This window comes from Bradyrhizobium sp. MI1.7, from assembly GCF_055811795.1.
The window spans coordinates 1-18,645 of sequence record NZ_JBVVPO010000104.1 but is presented as its reverse complement, the minus strand read 5'-3'; the positions used below and the strand labels follow the sequence as shown (position 1 = coordinate 18,645).

Below are 18,645 nucleotides of genomic sequence, written 5' to 3'. Positions count from 1 at the left end.
TAAAACCCTACCCCAAACTTCCGAAACCCCCCAAAAAACCACCCCGCCTTTCTGGGGTGGGGGTAAAAAAAAAAACATTTTTTTTGGGGGGGGGGGGGGGGCCCCCCCCCCCCCCCCCGCTTCGGAAGAGACATTCGACAGGGGCTAACAATGAAAAAGAGTCTTCTCACAACGGTTGCATTGGGCGCATTGACGGCGATGTCGCCGGCGCTTGGCGCCGATCTGCCGATCTACGGCAAGGCTCCGCCAGTCGCCGCGCCGGCCTATGACTGGTCCGGCTTCTACGTCGGCGTCTTCGGCGGCTGGGGGCTCGGCAATCACAACGTGAACAACGCCACCGGCCCGGTTGGCTTCGCCAACTTCACGGCGAACTACGAATCGACGGGCGGCTTCGGCGGCGGCGAGATCGGCGCCAACTGGCAGAGCGGCAACATCGTCGTCGGTATCGAAGCAGACGGCTTTGGCGCTGACATCAAGGGCAACGACAATTTCGCGCTCGGCTGGAACGACGCGACAAAGCTGGGCTGGGGTGCCACGCTGCGGGGGCGCGGCGGCATCGCGGTCGACCGCTTGTTGCTGTTCTTCACGGGCGGTTGGGCTTATGGCGAGCTGACGCACACCAACACCAATCCCGGTGTCGGGGTGGACACGTTCAAGGCCACACGGAGCGGCCTGACCGCCGGCGGTGGCATCGCTTATGCGTTCACCAACAATCTGATCGGAAAGTTCGAGTATCGCTATTTCGACTACGGCACGTTCCATCGCGATGCGCCGACCAACGGTGTGCTGCCGTATACGGTGGCGAACACCTATTCGACCGTGATGGTTGGGCTCGACTTCAAGTTCGGCGGCAACGCGGTGGTCGCGAAGTATTGACGCCAGGAGGCAGGGGGACTGCATGATCGCCTCGAGACGAAGACTGAAAGTTGCGGCGATGATCGCTCTCGTTGGGCTTGGCGCTTGCCTTGCCGGATGCGTGAGCGATCTCGGCGCCACTGCAACAGATGCGCCGGGTACTCACCAGATGCGCTACTACGGCGGGCCCAAATATCCGATGTGGCCGAGCCAATGAGATCGATCGGCACGGCGTGCCCTGTGAGCGGACGCGCCGTGCGGATCGTGATCTCCGTTGCCGCGAGTGTGAAGTTGACAGGACGTGCTGTCAGTTCTGTGCAAGCGAACCATGCTACGCGCTGCCGACGCCATGACAGCCTGGGAGCATCACGGCGGATCGCCGACGGCATGTCCGGCAATCACGGTCCGATGCGGTACTACCGCGGGTCGAGATCTCCGATGTGGCGCGGCCGCGTTCAGAATTGAGCCCCGTTTGGGCGAGTAAGCCAAGGCCTCGCAGGAGGCACGGGAGTGCATGAGTCAATGCGCACGTTTGCATCATGAACGCCGGTTCGAGCCTTAGCCGGAAAAGAATCGTTACGCTTGCGGCTGCGGCGATCACGCTTGCCATTGCGTCCGTCGGCGCGACGCGGATGCTCGCGTCGCATGGCAAATCCATGGAGATGTCGAGCCAGGCCAAGGTAAAGCCGCCGCGCTACGTTCCGACCGCATCTGAGCTGGCCACGCTCTCGATTGCGCCGGTGACGGAGCGGGTGTTTCGTGCGGAGCACGTCACCGAGGGCAAGATCGCCGTCAACGAAGACAGCTCCACGCCGATCTTCTCGCCCTATGCGGGCCGTGTCGTGAAACTTCTGGTGAAGCCCAGCGACGTCGTCGAGCGCGGGCAGCCGCTGTTCGTGGTCGAAGCCACCGACACCGTGCAGGGCCTGAACGATTTCGTGACGGCGCTCGGCAGCCTCAATACTGCGCGCTCCAAGCTCAACCTCGCGCAGATCGTCGAGAAGCGCGCCAACGATCTCTACGCCGGCAAAGCGGTGCCTCTCAAGGACTGGCAGCAGGCGCAGGCCGATCTCATCGCAGCGCAGAATGATATGCGCTCGGCGGAGACCGCGCTCGAGGCGGCGCATAATCGGCTGCGTATCCTGGGGCGGTCCGAGGAGCAGATCACCAAATTCCAGGAGACGCGCCAGATCAGCGCCGAGACGCCGATCACTTCGCCAATCGGCGGCACGGTCGTGCAGCGCAAGATCGGTCCCGGCCAGTTCATCAGCAGCAGCGCCAGCGATCCGGTGTTCGTGATCGGGGACCTCTCGACGGTCTGGCTCACGGCCTTCGTGCGCGAGAGCGAGGCTGCGGACATCGCCATCGGACAGGATATCGCCTTTACGGTGCTGGCGCTTCCCGGTCGCGAGTTCAAGGCGCGTGTCGATTACGTCGCCGCCGCGATCGATCCGTCGACGCGGCGTCTCATGGTCCGCGCCACCATCGACAACAGGGACGGATCGCTCAAGCCGGAAATGTTCGCCAACGTTACCGTCTATGCCGGCGAAAATCGTCCCTCGGTCGGCGTGCCGAAGCAGGCTCTAATCTTCGAGGGCGATCGTGTCCGGGTCTGGGTTTCGCGCGACGACGGTTCCGTCGAGCTGCGCGAAATCCAGATCGGGTTGACCAATGGCGACCTCGTTGAGGCGCGCGGCAACCTGAAGGCCGGCGAAAAGATCGTCACACGCGGAAGCCTGTTCATCGACCGTGCCGCTTCCGGCAGCTAACGTAAGGCAAGCCGGTTCACATGGAACGTCTCGTCGCCTTCGCAGTCAGTCGCCGCTTCCTCATGGTCGGCCTGTTCGCCGCCATGCTGGTCGGCGGCCTGATCGCGTTTCAGCAGCTCAACATCGAGGCGTATCCCGATCCGACGCCGCCGATGGTCGACATCGTGACGCAAAGTCCGGGGCTGTCGGCCGAGGAGATCGAGCGCTACATCACGATCCCGCTGGAGACTCAGGTCGCCGGCATCAAGAACATGAAGGTGATCCGGACCATCTCGTTGTACGGCTTGTCCGACGTCAAGCTGCAGTTCTCCTTCGACTACACCTACGAGCAGGCGCTCCAACAGGTTCTGAACCGCCTCTCGCAATTGCCGCCGCTGCCGAACAATGCGCAGCCGCAGATCTCGCCGCTGAGTCCGATCGGCGAGATTTATCGCTACCGGCTGGTGGGGCCGCCCAACTACTCCGTGCTCGATCTGAAGACGTTGCAGGATTGGGTCCTGCAACGGCGCTTCCGCACCGTCCCGGGCGTGATCGATGTAACTGGCTGGGGTGGCAAGACCAAAACCTACGAGGTTGAGGCTGATTTCAACAAGCTCGTGGCGAACGGCTTGACGCTCCCGCAACTTCAACAGGCCATCAACAACGCCAACGTCAACGTTGGCGGCAACACCGTCAATATCGGCCCGCAATCCGCCGTTGTTCGCGGTGTCGGCCTGATCCGTTCGATCCACGCGCTCGAAAATACGATGGTGGCCTCCAATAGCGGCACGCCGGTGCTGGTCCGCGACGTCGCAACCGTCACCGTCGGCGAGCAACCGCGGCTCGGCATCGCCGGCCAGGATCAGGACGACGACATCGTCCAGGGCATCGTCCTGATGCGCCGCGGAGAGCAGAGCTCGCCGACCATTTCGCGCGTCGAAGAGCTCGTCGCCAGCATCAACAATTCGTCGATCCTGCCCCCTGGCGTGCGCATCGAGCGCATCTATGACCGCAAGGACCTGATCCAGACCACGACCCACACTGTGCTGGAGAACATGGTGGTCGGAATCGGCCTGATCGTGCTGTTGCAGTGGATCTTCCTCGGGGACCTGCGCAGTGCGATGATCGTCGGTGCAACGATTCCGTTTGCATTGTTTTTCGCGGTCACGATCCTCGTGCTGCGAGGCGAATCCGCCAATCTGCTATCGGTCGGGGCGATCGATTTCGGGCTGATCGTGGATGCGACCGTGATCATGGTGGAGGCGATCTTCCGGCGCCTGTCGCATACTGCGCGGCTGACGCCGGGTGAGCGGGCGACGATCTCGTCGCGCACTGTCATGGACATGAAGCATCATGCCATCCTGACGGCTGGCTCCGACGTGTCGCGCTCGATCTTCTTTGCCGCAGCCATCATCATCGCGGCCTTTCTGCCGCTGTTCACCTTGAGCGGCGTCGAAGGCAATATTTTTGGTCCGATGGCACGGACCTATGCTTATGCCCTTGCAGGCGGCCTGCTTGCGACCTTCACGGTTACGCCGGCGCTGAGCGCCATCATCCTTCCGGCCCATGTCGAGGAGACCGAGACTTTTCTGATGCGCTGGGTGCATCGGCTCTATATGCCGGTGCTGGCGCGATCTCTCGCGCATCGCCGCGTCGTGCTGGCGGGCGGCGCCGTCCTGGTCCTGATCACGGTCGTCGCCGTGCGATTGCTCGGGCTCGAGTTTCTGCCCAAGCTGGAGGAGGGTAATCTTTGGATCCGCGCAACCTTGCCGCCGACCATCTCGCTCCAGGAGGGTAACTCCTACGTCAACCAGATGCGCAAGGTGATCGCTGCCCGGCCAGAGGTCGAGTCGGTGGTATCGCAACATGGCCGGCCGGACGACGGTACCGACGCCGCCGGCTTCTTCAACGCAGAATTCTTTGCGCCGCTCAAGCCCGCCAAGGAATGGCCTGAGGGCGAGGACAAGGACGGGCTGACTGCCACGCTGCTGGGGCAGCTTCAGGAAAAGTTTCCGGGCGTCGAGTTCAACTTCTCGCAGTATCTCCAGGACAACGTCTCGGAGGCCGTGTCGGGCGTGAAGGGCGAAAACTCGATCAAGCTTTATGGCAGTGACCTCCAGGCGTTGACGGACACCGCAAACAAGATCAAGGCGCAGCTCGCGACCGTTCAGGGGATCACCGACCTTGCGGTCTTCACCTCGCTCGGCCAACCGACCATCCAGATCGATGTCGACCGTGCCCGCGCCGCGCGGTACGGGCTGTCGCCGGGCGATATCAATGCGACGATCAAGACCGCGATCGGTGGCGACAGCGCCGGGGACCTCTACGAGCCGGGCTCTGACCGGCATTTCCCGATCATCGTCCGCCTTGCGCCACAGTTCCGAAAGAGCGCCGAGGCAATCCAGAATTTGCGAATTGGGGCGCAGGGGCCGAACGGCGTCACGCAGGTGCCGCTCAGCGAAGTCGCGACAGTCAAGGTCCTGTCCGGCGCCGCCTATATCTATCGTGAGCAGCAGGAACGCTATCTGCCGATCAAATTCTCGGTGCGCGAGCGCGATCTCGGCAGCGCCATCCAGGAGGCGCAGGAGAAGGTTGCGGCCAACGTGCAATTGCCGGCGGGCTCGCATCTCGAATGGGTCGGCGAATTCGGCAATTTACAGGATGCGATCCGACGGCTGTCGATCGTGGTGCCGATCAGCCTCGCGCTGATCGCCATGCTGATCTGGTTCAATTTCGGCTCGATCATCGACACCGTCCTGACCATGAGTGTGATCCCGATGGCCGTGCTCGGCGGCATCCTGGGCCTGCTCGTGACCGGCATTCCCTTCAGCGTCTCGGCGGCAATCGGCTTCATTGCACTGTTCGGCATCTCGGTGATGGACGGAATCATCATCCTGTCCCAGTACAACGCGCTGATCGACGAGGGTATGGAACGCGGTGCCGCCATCCTGCGCACCGGCGAGCTTCAGCTTCGTCCGGTGCTGATGACCTGCGTGGTCGCGGGCATTGGGCTCCTGCCCGCGGCGCTCTCCAGCGGCATCGGCTCGCAGGTGCAGAAGCCGCTCGCGGTCGTGGTCGTCGCGGGAATGATGCTGGCGCCGATCGTCATTCTGGTCACGCTGCCAGCGCTGATCTCGATGTTCTCGCGGCGGACCCGGCCGGGCCTGGCGGCGCAGCCTCGGTTGGCGTCGGCAGAATGAGGTGGGGCGTGCGTAACAAGATCGTCAGGGGGGCTGTGCGAGCGTCCGGCCGGACACTGGTACTTTTCCTTGCCGGGGCGGCGATGATGGTTTGCGAGCCGTCGCGCGCGGAAACGCTGTCCGAGGCGTTGGTCAGGGCCTATCAGTCGAGCCCGCAGCTCAACGCCGATCGTGCCCGGCAGCGCGGCACGGACGAGAACGTGCCGCAGGCGCTCGCCGGCTACCGGCCGCAGGTGGTCGCGAGCCTCAGCGCGGGTTTGCAGGCGGTCAGGAATACGCTGCCCGACAATACGATCCAGGGCGCGACACTGCGTCCGTGGACGATTGGCGTGACCGTCAGCCAGGTTCTGTTCAACGGCTTCAAGACCGCCAACAGCGTGCGCGTCGCCGAGTATCAGGTTCTGTCGGGGCGCGAGGCGCTGCGCAACACCGGGCAGGGCGTGCTGCTCGACGCCGTCACGGCCTATATGAACGTATTGGCCAATCAGGCGCTGGTCGAGGCGCAGCGCACCAACGTCGCCGTGCTGCGCGAGATCCAGGCGACGACGAAGAAGCGCCTCGATGCGGGTGATGTGACGCCGACCGATACGGCCCAGGCCGAGGCGCGCCTCAGTCGGGGCCTTGCCGATCTCAATGCCGCTGAGGTGACGCTTGCCATCAGCAAGGCGACCTACGTCCAGGTGATCGGCGGGCCGCCCGGTCAGTTGACGCCGGCCACGCCAGTCGATCGGTTATCGCCGGTGACGATGCCGGCATCGATCGAGACCGCCAATCACGAGCATCCTGCGGTGCTCGGTGCGGGATACGATGTGGATGTCGCGCAGACCACGATCAAGATCGCAGAAGGCAGTCTGCTCCCGACGGTTGCCGTACAGGCGAACGCCAGCCGCTCCAAGGATTCGGATTCCACGCTGAGCACGTTTGCCACCAATCAGGCCTCGATCCTGGGCCAGATCAACGTGCCAATCTATGACGGCGGCACCGCGGCCTCGCAGACACGACAGGCCAAGGAACTCGCCTCGCAAAGCCGTCTGGTGCTTGAGCAGGTCAGGAACCAGTCGCGGACGGCGGTTGTCGGCGCGTGGGTGTCCAATGAGGGCACCAAGGTCGCACTGACAGCGGCCGAGTCGGAGGCGAAGGCGGCAGACGTCGCATTGCAGGGCGTACGCCGCGAGGCGGCCGGTGGCCAGCGCACCACGATCGACGTGCTCAACGCCCAGCAGGACCTCACCGCGGCCCGTTCGCGTCAGATCCAGGCACAGCGCGACCGGGTGATCGCATCCTACACGCTGCTCAGCGCCGTCGGCCGGCTGGATGTCCGCACGCTCAATCTCGATACGCCGGATTATCTGCCGGAGGCCCACTATCACCAGGTGCGCGACGCTTGGCACGGCGTCCGCACACCATCCGGACAATAGGCGTTGGCGCCGCAGGAGGAATGAGCATGGTCGGCGGAAGGCGCGCACTCCCGGCTCTCGTTTTTGCCGTCGCGGCCGTGTTGGCCTCCACTTTCATGGCCAGCGCACAGGGTTTTGGCCGAGGCCGCGGCAACTCAGGTCCGCCCGTCGAAAGCCGGCCAAAGGTCGACGAGAAGGCTTACAAGGCCGCGCTGGACAGGATTCCGGTGCCTGACGAGAAGTATGATCCCTGGGGTGGCGCTCGCGCCACGGATACAAAGGCGTCCAAGAAGAAGAACTAGCGCACCGCCGGCCGACGAGCACTCGCCAGCATTGCGACGACCGTCATGGCCGCTAAACGTCTGCCGTTGCTCGCGACGGCGACTGATGAACTTCGGTTCTCGGGCAGTCGTGCCCACTATGCGGCGCCTATATGAGCGGACGCCGGGCTATCTCGATTTCCTATCCGATCACCCACATCATGCTTCCATGCGATATCCGTTCGTGGAGGCCAGGATGGCGAGGTGCCGATCACCATCGCAGCCGGTCTGCTCTCGAGGATCGAACCAATTCATTCCGGATTGACCGCGTTCTCACTCCCAAGAGTGCGAACCAAGAGTGCGAACGCGGGTATCGGCGGCGTCTGGCGAATCTTCGGGGGCAATATGGCAAGGGAATCGTTCGCTAGGCTGATGCTCCTCACTTATCGCGCCCTTGAGGTGCTGATGACGTTTCTGTTTCCGGCCTGGTACGGACCGTCCGCCAGATACCGGCCGGAAAATCATTACATGCGCGGCCCAGGGCCGAAATGGCGTGCGAAATATCTGGCCGAGTCTGTCTCTCCCCCCACGCGGTCGATCACATCTTCGCGTCCTCGACAGGAATGATCGCGCGCTCATGGCTGACCCGCGGCGCTGCCTCAGCCAGCCGGAAGATCAAATACCTGAAACTCCGGGTGGCAGCGCGCTTCGCGCGACGTTGAATTTGCCTTTCATGCGGCTCACATGTGGATGGAGTTGTTGTATGCTCGGTTAGCTATCAGCGCTGCGAGCGCACTCTGACGGGCTTGCTTTTCGGCCGACGTGTGTCGCCTGCCAGGCGGGAGTTCAAGTGGTGACGGATGTTGAATCGAAGCTGCCGCAGGACATCAAGCCGGCGCCTGATGCCGAGCCCCTTCTGGGTCCGGTAGCATCGGAACTGGCGCGCTACCTTGTTTCAATCGCCATGACCGCCGCCGCAACGGTCATCGCTGTCGGTATTGACAGCAGCGTCACTATCCCCAACCTGTCGCTTATCTTCGTACTTCCGGTGATCATCGCAGGTGTGAGTCTCGGCCTCGGTCCGTCACTCTGTTCGGCGATATCAGGTGCTCTGGCATTCAATTTCTTCCTGACCGAGCCACGCTACTCATTAGCGGTCGATGACCCCGCGAACATCTGGGCGATTGGGCTGCTGTTCGTGGTCGGGGTCATTGTGAGTGCAGTTGCCTTCACCTCCCGGCAGAGGGCGACCGAAGCGAAGCTGTCGAGAAGGCGCGCGACCTTGCTGCAAGGCTATTGCCGTGATGTCGTCGCGGCCGACAATACGAAGACGATCGTCTCGGTTACGGCCCGGGCACTGGCAACGCTTTTCCAGGTTCCCGTCATCGTGATGCTCGTTAGGGAGGGCAGGGTGGTTTCCCTCGAGCAAGTCGGAGACGTGGAGCCGCAGGAGGCCGAGTTGGAGGCGGCACGATCGTCCCTGGCGACTGGAACTGTCATACGCAGTGGCATCTACCCCAATCTGGCCTCCCGCTTTGATTTCTGGCCCGTGGAGACGGACGAAGGCCGGAATGCCGTGGTTGGAATCGCATTCGACCCTGATGAACGCCCTTCGTCACCGGATGCGCAGATCGACGTCGTCGTGCGCATCTTAGCCTTGGTGCTTGACCGTCAACATGCGCGGGTCAAACGCGATGCCCGACCGTCAGATTGAATCCGAACCATCCCGCGCTCCAAGCCTGCAACAAAATGAAGGCAGGCGATTTAAGGTGACGGGGTGGTGCACACCGCTCGACAGGTTTGGAGGAAGCTCGTTGTGAGCGTCGTAGCAGCCCATTTGTATCGTCATGGCAAGAAGGCAAAAGCCGTCTCATTGGACGAGCCTATCGATTGCAAGGGAAAATCCGAATTTGTCTGGATCGGATTGTTCGAGCCCCCAGAGCTGGAGCTTGAACAACTCGAGAAGAACTACGGACTTCATCCTCTTGCGATTGAAGATGCGCTGAAAGCGAACCAATTGCCGAAGGTCGACGTTTATGGCGACCAGCTGTTTGTGATGACGCGCACAGCCCATCTCGAGCACGACCGCATCGCCTATGGTGAAACCGCAATTTTTGTCGGGAAGAATTTCATCATCACGGTTCGGCATGGCTCGGCGCGCGCGCATAGCAATCTCCGCGCCCAGCTCGAAGCAGCCCCCAGCCTGCTGGGCTATGGCCCCGACTACGTTCTCCATGCCATCCTCGACTTTATCGTCGACGGCTATCTTCCGGTGGTCGAGACGATCGAGGAACGCGTTCTCAACATGGAGCAAAGCGCGCTCGACAGCTTTCTTAGCCGCGCGGACGTCAAACGGCTCTTCGGGCTTCGCCAAGAACTGATCCGCTTCCAGCGAATTATCGGCCCGATGACGGAGGTCTGCGGCCGGCTCGTTCACCTCGAGACGCCGTGTCTTGACGCCAACGCTCGGCCTTATTTTCAAGACGTCCTGGACCATGTGCGGCGCGTCGAAGCGATGGTGAACTCCCTGCGAGATGTTCTGACTTCGGTTTTTGAGGTGAGCAATCTGTTGGAGCAGCAGCATCAGGGCGTGATCACGCGGCAGTTGGCCGCCTGGGCCGCCATACTGGCCGTACCGACCGCGATTGCCGGAATCTACGGCATGAACTTCGAAAACATGCCCGAGCTGAAGACGCAATACGGCTATTTTGTCGTCGTTGGCATTATCGTCGTATTGTGCGGTGTGCTTTACCTGCGTTTCAAGCGCGCTCGATGGCTCTGACGCTAGTGGCTCGTCGCATTTGCCGAGTTGGGCCATTTCATAGATCGCACCGCGGCAAAGCTCAGTTGTGGAAATTCGGAGAGCTCGCGACTCGTAGACATCTGCCACCAACACAAGACCGCCGTGAGTGCTGCGTACCACCTCTTCCCACTTGTGATCTCCCGCAAAACGTTCCGGCCAAATGTCGATCCGGTTTGCGCGAATTCGCCTTCAATGTGACCCGCGTAAAGGGCGAGCGCTGCGCGAGTGACGTGTACATGGGGTTCTCGTGTGCGTGGTGAGAATCCGAAGGCCAGATTTTCGCTTCCAATTCGGACATAGATGAGCCTAGAAGGAGCAATCTGCGAAAGCCTCGTCGTGCCAAATTTCTCAGTCGATCCAGTCACATACGGGGTCGATCTTAGATAAAATAGTTCAATAAAATGAATGACTTGCGTTGGAAATTTTCCGTGGCACCCATGATGGATTGGACCGAGAGTTTAAGAGTTTCAATTAGTTAGAGGGACGCGTGTGCATGACGTGTGCACCGGGAGATCAAGAAAAATCTCATCACGGCCAATGTGAGATTGTAAGCAGGTCAGGCCGAATGGATGAGGCAGACGCTGGGGAATTATTCGGTCGTTGCCGAAGGAGGGGACGATCTCTGGTCTGAGAAAAGTCTCTGGATCGACCGACACGCGGCCGTCAGCCGCGCTCAGGCCACCAAAGCAACGTGCCCCCATTGAGCGCGTTTCGAGCTTCGTCGTGGCTGCGCTCAACGACGGCAATTGCCTGTCGCTGCCGAGAAGCGCTGGTAGCGCTAGTCTCCTGGGCTCGCTAAAGATATCGCCGCACGCTTGGAGCCGTTGTTGCAGCCGGTTCTTCACACGCATCGCGGCGGCACGCCCGAAGCGCCGCAGCGGCGGCGGAAACGAACGAGGCATTCTCGGCAAAATATGCTCCGCCGGCTACAGAATTTCCGGAAAAGACAAACACCGTTCGCCGGCAGAGCCCCGTCGAGGTCCGTCGCGCCGCGAGCACACTGTCGGGCTCGTCAAACAATAACGCCGATCGCTCCATCAGCGTCTAGGATCGTTGGAAAGCCGTTCGCGGCCTGAATGGCCTTCGCCTTTTCCAGCAGCTCGATGAGGTCAATGCCACGCTTCTTCGCGATCTCAATCAGTTCGGCCTTGTCGCTGTTCACCGACGTGGCGCCCCCGAGAAATGCGGAGGCCTCGAATGAAGTCCGCATCCGAACCCAATAGCTCGAATAGGCCGCCGCTTGAGAGAACATCTGCGGTCGACTGCCATCGGTCATCGCTGCTTGCCAACGTCGCGAGCCACCGATAGAGCCTCTCCGCGCCTTGCGGGAGCGACTTCTTGATATGCTCACGGACGATCCCGATTGAATTGTTCGCAACTACAAATTCCAAGTTCGCTTCTTGCTCCGCGATGATCCGCAGATCTTTCGACCGCGTCCCAAACAGGGATGACAGTTGTGCTTTTCGCTCTTCGCTTAGATTGCCTTCAAAGAGGACATATACGAGTTCGTTCTCCTTCCTTCTGATATGCTGTCGAAACTACTGCCGAACCATGCTGATCCGTCGCCTCGTGTCGCCCATCCAGGTTCATCCTTGAGGGATGATCATGTGGTCGTCAGTGTCGCGAGCCGGGCTTGCGGTGGACGCGGCAGCGTCGGGTGCGAATGGCAAAGGGCGGGCCGGATTGCTCTGCGTGAGCCCGAGGCTTCGTGCGGACGAACGGCGCTGACAGGCCCGTCTCGCCAGTAGTTTTCGGGCTCCGTCGACAGGGCTGGAAAATCTGCAGCGAACATGGCGAGCCGCGCGTACGGCAAAACCGTGTGGTCCTTTCCGCCAGCTATTTCTTCAGTCTGTTGAAAACGGCGTAAGTAATGGAAAACGTAGGCATATTCCGACTGTTTCCGGATCGACGAAGGGCCCGCCCGAACCTGCCGGGCCCTAATAGGCCCTAGTTTCACATGGCGCTGGCGCGGGCCGGCCTCGTCCCCTGCGCTGTGCGGCCTTCGTGTGGCCTTGCGCCTGCCGTCTGCCGCGTCGTGCTGATGCGGAGCGCGATAAAAGAGCCTGTGTCAATCGGTCAGGTTGAGCGTCTTATCGGCGCAGACGTTGATGCCGGAGGCATCCGTCGACTGGCCGTCGTCGAACGTCCCGCGCAGATCGAAGCGGCAATCGCTGGCCTGTGGCAGTTTAGCCGACGCTTGCTTGCCGGATTTCAGCGGGCCCAGTACTTCCTTCCAGTCTGGCGACCCGGACTTGGCCGCCTCCAGCTGGACTAGATCCGCTTTGCGCGAGTTCGTCACGGTGACGGTGACCGCGCCCGCCTGTTTCGCCTTGGGCTTCGGCGCGGCCTGCGCGGCGGTAAGGCCGAACAGAGTTGCTCCCACGAGCGCTGCAGCAAGTGTCCGAGTGTTCATCGGATTGTCTCCGTTTGGCCCCCAGCAGCGACGGTCTCATTCTTCAACGCGAAGCGGTCCCGGTTATGGCCAGTTCGCGTGTTCCATAGATCAAGGTGAAGGAACTCTTTCAGCCCTGTAGCCCCGGTGCGCGCTGCCTGCCGTCCTGCGAGGTCGAACTGTCCGCGTTTTCAACGGCCGTCGCCCGCGCATTGTGAGGGGGCGCAGGATGACTTCTGCCGCACCATCGATGCGGCGCGCACGCCTGATGGCGTCTCGCCGAAGTGTCGACGGAACGAGCGATTGAAATGAGAAACATCACCAAAGCCGACTGCAAACGCGATATCGATGATGGCCAAATGCAGATGGTGCGGGTCAGTCAACATCGCGAAGGCACGCTCAAGCCGACACGCTGCAAGGTGCTCGGTGAACGACTTTCCGGTCTCTTCGAGCAACTTTTGCACGTATCGCCGCGACATACCGAGCGCTCCAGCAACATTGTTCAGATCGACATTGGGATCGCCGAAGCGTTGCGCGACCTCCGCCAGGATCGCCTGCAGCTTGGCTGCCTTCACACCACGCTCCGTAACGAGGTTTGCAGCTTCGACGGTCGGCCCGAGCGTCGCGGCCACAAGATCGAGGAGATGTGTGCCGACGGTGGAGGCGAGTTTTGATGACGGAGGTTCTTTGAAGGATGCGAGCGATTGCAGGTAGAGGTGGAGCAGGCGAAGCGCCGGTCCAGGACGCACCGGCCGACCTGATAGATCTTCCGGCTGTGCAACCAGCGACCTAAGGGCGGCAGCCGGCACGGTCACGAATTTGACGCTGGCGCCACGCGACCCAAATACTCGCAGCAGCCTTCCCCGGTCAACCAAACAAGCGGCGCCGGCATCATAGACATGTTCCTGGCCAGCATTTGCAAATTGGACCGGGCCAGCTTCGACGATGTTAAGTCCGAATTGGTCACGGCTATCCTTGAGGTGGCGTTTGTGACGGATAAACTCCACCGGCGTGGTGACAATGCTACAAACGCCAACCGGGCCGAGCGGCAAGTAGGTGACATTGATACGCGGGCGGCCGCCGCTGTGATCTATCACGTCCAAGGCGAGGTTCAGCCGCGTAAACTCTTCACGGAACGTGGAGAACCTTGTTCGCTCCGGCAGCATCTCAGTCGACCATCGCACAAGGGGAGATGACGTTGGCATGCCGGCCTCCCGTTTCGGTGCCCAACCACGCAAGAACGACTGAGCGCCCGAACGAAATCTGTAAATTCCTCGAATGACGCCAAGACTGAGACAATATCGGACCGCAGCTTCGCTGCAGGTGTGAGGTGGATTACAAATGGAGGTAGGGACCTCAAGAAAATGATGAGGAATTTCCCGTCAGGCTTTCGATGCTGACACGGTTCGCATCGAGGTTGCTATGATGCGCGAAATGCCGCAAGGGCACGAAGAATTTGCGTGTGCAACTTTCAGAATGCGCATGTGTGATCCATAGCCGATACGACTGGCGTCCCTCCTCAAAAGGTGAAGAAAACGCCGTGCCTAAAGGCCGCCAACCGAGACGGCTTGCTTCTTTAGCAAGCCCACATCATCCGCGAGCTGCGGGCGGCCGGAAAAGCCAGTCTACGTTCCATTGCAGAGGAGCGGAACGAAGCCGGCAACTCGGTTGCGCGCGCGGAAGGCTCAGTTTGCTCGGTTCAGCGGTTGCGAGTGTCTTGACCATCGCAAGATCGAATGGGGTTGGGATAGAAGCAGCGATGCGGGCCCGAATGGGATCGCCCAAAAATGTCACTGCAATCGTGATCATCACTACAGATACTAGGACTACGAGCACATCAGTCATGATGCGCCTCGAAAAGTGCTTCGTCATGATTTGAACCCCTCACAACCAATGACGCGCGCGTGCGCAGCTATAATCAATTTCGCATGCAAATGGGTATGTGAATGGGAGTTCGCCGCACGTAGCGGATCGTCCCTTTATAGCGCAGCAGTCACCAACTATGAAGCAGCGATCCAGACCCAATTTAGCGGATGCGTCAAAACTGATGTCCTCGCAGGACGCTATAGCTTCCACGTCGTGCATCGCACGGACACGACAGGATGGTCGAGGGTCCTATGGAGGGCGACGAAAAGCGCGGGGACCGTGCGACCGAACCTATCGAGAATATCTGGCGCGAGAAAATCCGTGGTTGCAGTTGCAGAGGACATGCATCTGTTTCGGACGCGCGCTCATATCATCGCGCTAGGCGGTCTACCTTGAACTGAGACATTGTGCCGCAACCGATTTGTAAACTGTGGTTGAGGTTCGTCTTGCGTGCCAATGTTCTCATCACGCCGGGCTCAAGCGACTGAGCTGGTTATTCCATCGAGATCGAGGAGTAAATTTCATGGCGCAAATTCTTGCTCATAACCTCAAACCCGCCGCGACTTGGGGTTCCGGCGGCGCGTCCTACGATACCGTGAGCCAAAGTATAGCAGACGCCATTGATCACGTCGTGAATCGAATCTGGCCGCAACCGGGAGAGCGCATCCTTGACGTTGCGACAGGCACGGGCTGGACTGCGCGGCGGTTATCTAATCGAGGCGCAAAGGTGACTGGTATCGATATTGGTGAAGGCGTTATCGAGGCGGCGAAACTGATTGCACCGGAGATCGACTTCAAGGTCGGCGATGCCGAAGCGCTGGAATTTCCGGATCAAAGCTTTGACTGTGTGACTTCGACGTTCGGTGTCATGTTTGTCTCGCGCCCCGAGGCTGCAGCTGCCGAGGTGGCACGTGTCACGCGCAAGGGCGGGCGACTGGGGTTGGTCACTTGGCTGCCTGGCAGTGCGGTTGAAGAAATATTCCAGACAATGCGGCCATACATGCCGCCACCGTCTGACAATCCTCCTCCTTCGCCATTTGCGTGGGGCCGGGAAGGCCGCGTTCGGGAATTGCTTGGCGATACATTCGATCTGGCCTTTGAACCTGGCACCACGGTACTCCGCATGCCGAGCGGCCAAACGGTATGGGACATATTTGTGACTGGCTATGGTCCGACAAAAACACTGGCCGCATCGCTCGACCCTGAAAGGCGCACGGCACTTCAACGAGACTTCATCGCGATGCATGAGAAGCACCGCTCGCCGGTCGGGTTAGCCCTGCCGCGCGACTATCTCTGTACGATTGGAACTCGAAAATAACGCACCCGGCACTGCGTGCCCATCAGCCATCCTGCGCAACGCATCCGCAGTCGACCAAGCGTCCCATCATCGACCTCGACGCGAGCGCGTCAACGCGGGGGCCTCCGTTGTGTCCGGCACGTTGTCCACCGCAATCGGTAGCGGCTTGCCTCTCCCGCTCGGGGCGGCGCATCGCCGCGCAGCCGGAGCTATCACCGAGGAGTAACACCAAACTTGAGGGGCACAACGGGTGGGGTTAGGCTTCCGGCGAAGTGAAGAAGCAATGGCCTGATATCCCGGCGGTGGTTTACATGCGCCATACGATTAAGACCGCACCAAACGTCGTCATCCTCGAGGCGTCACACGCGCGGCGGGGATTTGCAATTTCCTGGATCGCCCGAACCCTCGTCGCGGCGGCACTCATCGGGTTCTGTCTCAACGCCGACGTCGTCGCCTATGTGGCGCGATACGCCACTCAGCAGGAGTTGTCTAAGCTCATCACGATCGTCCCGCCGGTCATGGCGCAACAGACGCCATTGTCGAAGGACGACGAGGCGGCGCAGCTCAAGCAGGTGATCGACAGCGCGACAGCGGAACTGCGGCAGTCTCTGCAGCAAGAGCACGCCAGGGCCGAGGCGCTCGAAAAAGAACTTGTGAAGGCATGGCGGTACGTCGGGAAACTGCTGTCGAGGCCCAACGGCGAGGCGCACCAGTTCAGCCAAGCGGTCGACAGCGCGACGGCGGTGCTGTGGCAGTCTCTGCAGCAGGAGCACGACAGGGCCGAAGCGCTTGCAACCGAACTGGCGGACGCGCGGCGCTCCATGGAACAGAAACCTGCCGTTGTGGAAGAGACGCCCGGTGTCTCCTTGCCTGCCTGGGCAAACAGCTACGCCGCCTTCGTGAACCCCGCCCAGACCGCAGGTCAACCGGACGTGGCCACGGAGAACAGCAAATCGGCAATTAAACCAGGCGAACCAGCTCGCGTTGAACACAAACCGCGCGGGGGCTACGGCTGCCAGCACTTTCAGACTTACGATCCGGCATCCGGAACTTACATCGGCTATGACGGACGGCGGCGTTCCTGCCCATAAGTGCGGGGCGGTGTTTCGGCAACAAGTCTAGCTGACCTGCCGCTATGGCAGCGAGATGCAGCCTCCCTCACTCGTCTGCTGCGGCTTCCTGACGACGTCACCGAACGTGTCGTCTTGTCGATCCAACCGAAGGCCATGCCGGTGATCCTGACCACCGTTGAAGAACGCGATGTCTGGATGCGCGCGCCGTGGCACGAGCCAAGGTTTTGCGTTGCGCACAAGCGAGCCAAGGCGTTCTTTGACCGAGGGGGAGGGGAGGGAAAAGTTGCGGAAAAGAATGCTTATGCGAATGAGATGATCGTACCAGTTGGTGATCTCGAAAAACGTTGCCCTTCTGAGCATCCCACTTTCCAAGTTGGCCGCGTGCTCTCTCCAATCACGAGTTTCCTCGGACCCGAAATCGCGGCTTTTACTCGCTGCCTGTCGGCGTCCTCCGAGATCAAAGTACCGCGAACGCTTTCGTACATCGTCGCGAGACCGCCGCTTCAGCCCTATCAAGTTCAGGAGGAAGGTGGCATTAGCTTAACCAGCCGTCGATCGAACTGGCAGCAGCTCAAGGCCGCGCTTCGGTCTGTTCGCTGGGACGTCTCTAGAGATTTGGTGTTGCCCAAGTTGAGGAGCGCGCCCGCGCCAATCACGCTTGCTCCGAAAAAGTCACGTTGTGGTGACGACGGAAGGTGATGCTACCTGAAGTGAGCTGACTATGTTATGCGTTGTAGCACTCCAGGGGGGAATCCCAACAGGAGCTAACTATGACAAGAAAACTGCTCGTCGCTCTCGCTGTTCTCACTCTCTCCGTTACTGCCGCCTCGGCAACGCACCATCATCGCCACGCGATGAACACTCATGCCGCTGTTCCGGAATCGCCATCGCCCATGGGCTGGGCGGGTGGTATGAACGCAAACGATCACGCCATGTATCTCAAAAATCTTCACGACTCAGGTTACAACCCGAAGAATGATCGCGATGCGACCGGGAACGTGGCCACGCAGTAGAAATCGCAGAGCGGGTTAGCGATTGTCTGCCGGGACTCGAAGACCGAAAGTGGACGCGTAATCCGCCGCTCGGTATCCACCAGGCATGAATCGTGGGTGGGAAGGCGTTAGGCTAACCCACCCGCAATCATTGCTGCGCAATCACTTCACCGGCCGCTTCTCGAGCCTTCTGGCCAGAGTGCGCCTGTACACGCCGAACCGGCTAGCGCAAACGGATCGACGTCCGCGCCTAGCTCTGCCACCAGAAATGACACGCGATGCACCATGAGGCCGGATGCTCCATGAGGCCGGCTGATGAGGTGAACGTCGCGGCTCAGCCGGTCCAGCTTGGCGATGATGATCGGGGCTGCGCTTGTCTTGCCACCTCGATCGACCTTACGAGCTCGCTTCATGGCTGCCGCGAGTTCAGGCAGACGCTCCAAAGCATCGGCTCCCTTGCCAGTATCGACTTCGCGGTGCTCCGCCGCGATGCTGTAGCTGTGCTGTGCGCAGAACACCTTGATTGCAGAATGTTGCGCTTCCCGGCCGAGACCGCTGCGCTGGGCAACCACTATGTCAGCGTTCGGCATTGAAGCGGCAGTCGACCTCCGTAGTCGTCATCGACGGCTTATGACCCAAGGCGGTCATTGGGCGACCATCACTCGCACTCGCCGAGGGGCACGTGGATCAGCTAGGATCCCTTCGGGCGCAACGAACGCCACGCGGCGAATCGCCGAAGCGAGCTCGGAACAAGCGATTGAA

Annotated in this window: 14 protein-coding genes and 1 pseudogene; 11 read left to right on the top strand and 4 right to left on the bottom strand. The window is 60.8% G+C overall.

Going from position 1 to position 18,645, the window contains the following annotated elements; translation table 11 throughout:
• Positions 1-150: 150 nt before the first annotated feature.
• The 7 genes from AC0L3X_RS43570 to AC0L3X_RS43540 all read left to right on the top strand — a co-directional run bounded on the left by AC0L3X_RS43570 (position 151) and on the right by AC0L3X_RS43540 (position 10,242).
• Positions 151-876: an outer membrane protein gene (locus tag AC0L3X_RS43570; protein WP_084795206.1), complete on the top strand. Its 726-nt coding sequence runs from the start codon at positions 151-153 to the stop codon at positions 874-876.
• Between the two features lie 518 nt (positions 877-1,394).
• Entirely contained in the window at positions 1,395-2,624 is a 1,230-nt protein-coding gene (locus tag AC0L3X_RS43565) for an efflux RND transporter periplasmic adaptor subunit (protein ID WP_063984151.1), read from the top strand.
• Positions 2,625-2,644: 20 nt separating this feature from the next.
• Complete coding sequence (locus tag AC0L3X_RS43560) at positions 2,645-5,803, top strand: efflux RND transporter permease subunit (RefSeq protein WP_283018606.1); 3,159 nt, start codon at positions 2,645-2,647, stop codon at positions 5,801-5,803.
• A gap of 83 nt (positions 5,804-5,886) precedes the next feature.
• Positions 5,887-7,221, top strand: a complete 1,335-nt coding sequence (locus AC0L3X_RS43555) for a TolC family outer membrane protein (protein ID WP_231145242.1) — start codon at positions 5,887-5,889, stop codon at positions 7,219-7,221.
• Positions 7,222-7,247: 26 nt separating this feature from the next.
• Positions 7,248-7,502 (top strand): hypothetical protein, encoded by a 255-nt coding sequence (locus AC0L3X_RS43550; protein ID WP_063986492.1) that lies wholly within the window; start codon positions 7,248-7,250, stop codon positions 7,500-7,502.
• 811 nt (positions 7,503-8,313) lie between these two features.
• Entirely contained in the window at positions 8,314-9,174 is an 861-nt protein-coding gene (locus tag AC0L3X_RS43545; RefSeq protein ID WP_063986491.1) for a DUF4118 domain-containing protein, read from the top strand.
• A gap of 102 nt (positions 9,175-9,276) precedes the next feature.
• Positions 9,277-10,242, top strand: a complete 966-nt coding sequence (locus AC0L3X_RS43540) for a magnesium and cobalt transport protein CorA (protein WP_473317463.1) — start codon at positions 9,277-9,279, stop codon at positions 10,240-10,242.
• A gap of 1,033 nt (positions 10,243-11,275) precedes the next feature.
• Here the strand turns inward: AC0L3X_RS43540 and AC0L3X_RS43535 are convergent.
• The 3 genes from AC0L3X_RS43535 to AC0L3X_RS43525 all read right to left on the bottom strand — a co-directional run bounded on the left by AC0L3X_RS43535 (position 11,276) and on the right by AC0L3X_RS43525 (position 13,860).
• Complete coding sequence (locus AC0L3X_RS43535; protein WP_187387751.1) at positions 11,276-11,539, bottom strand: hypothetical protein; 264 nt, start codon at positions 11,537-11,539, stop codon at positions 11,276-11,278.
• Positions 11,540-12,331: 792 nt separating this feature from the next.
• Positions 12,332-12,676: a hypothetical protein gene (locus AC0L3X_RS43530; RefSeq protein WP_014493348.1), complete on the bottom strand. Its 345-nt coding sequence runs from the start codon at positions 12,674-12,676 to the stop codon at positions 12,332-12,334.
• A gap of 170 nt (positions 12,677-12,846) precedes the next feature.
• The gene (locus tag AC0L3X_RS43525) at positions 12,847-13,860 is read right to left on the bottom strand and encodes a helix-turn-helix transcriptional regulator (protein WP_084795203.1); all 1,014 of its coding nucleotides are present in this window, start codon (positions 13,858-13,860) and stop codon (positions 12,847-12,849) included.
• Between the two features lie 1,184 nt (positions 13,861-15,044).
• On the opposite strand from AC0L3X_RS43525, the gene AC0L3X_RS43520 reads away from it, so the two are divergent.
• The 4 genes and pseudogenes from AC0L3X_RS43520 (at position 15,045) to AC0L3X_RS43505 (ending at position 17,904) form a co-directional block, all read left to right on the top strand.
• Positions 15,045-15,839 (top strand): class I SAM-dependent methyltransferase, encoded by a 795-nt coding sequence (locus AC0L3X_RS43520; RefSeq protein ID WP_283018607.1) that lies wholly within the window; start codon positions 15,045-15,047, stop codon positions 15,837-15,839.
• A 251-nt stretch (positions 15,840-16,090) separates the two neighbouring features.
• On the top strand, positions 16,091-16,909 hold the full coding sequence (locus AC0L3X_RS43515) for a BA14K family protein (protein ID WP_473317462.1): 819 nt from the start codon (positions 16,091-16,093) through the stop codon (positions 16,907-16,909).
• Positions 16,910-16,991: 82 nt separating this feature from the next.
• Positions 16,992-17,113, top strand: a pseudogene (locus AC0L3X_RS43510) (SOS response-associated peptidase); the annotation flags it as partial.
• Between the two features lie 548 nt (positions 17,114-17,661).
• Positions 17,662-17,904, top strand: a complete 243-nt coding sequence (locus tag AC0L3X_RS43505; RefSeq protein WP_187387749.1) for a hypothetical protein — start codon at positions 17,662-17,664, stop codon at positions 17,902-17,904.
• Positions 17,905-18,050: 146 nt separating this feature from the next.
• Here AC0L3X_RS43505 and AC0L3X_RS43500 read toward each other — a convergent pair whose 3' ends face one another.
• Complete coding sequence (locus tag AC0L3X_RS43500; protein WP_187387748.1) at positions 18,051-18,473, bottom strand: recombinase family protein; 423 nt, start codon at positions 18,471-18,473, stop codon at positions 18,051-18,053.
• Positions 18,474-18,645: the final 172 nt, after the last annotated feature.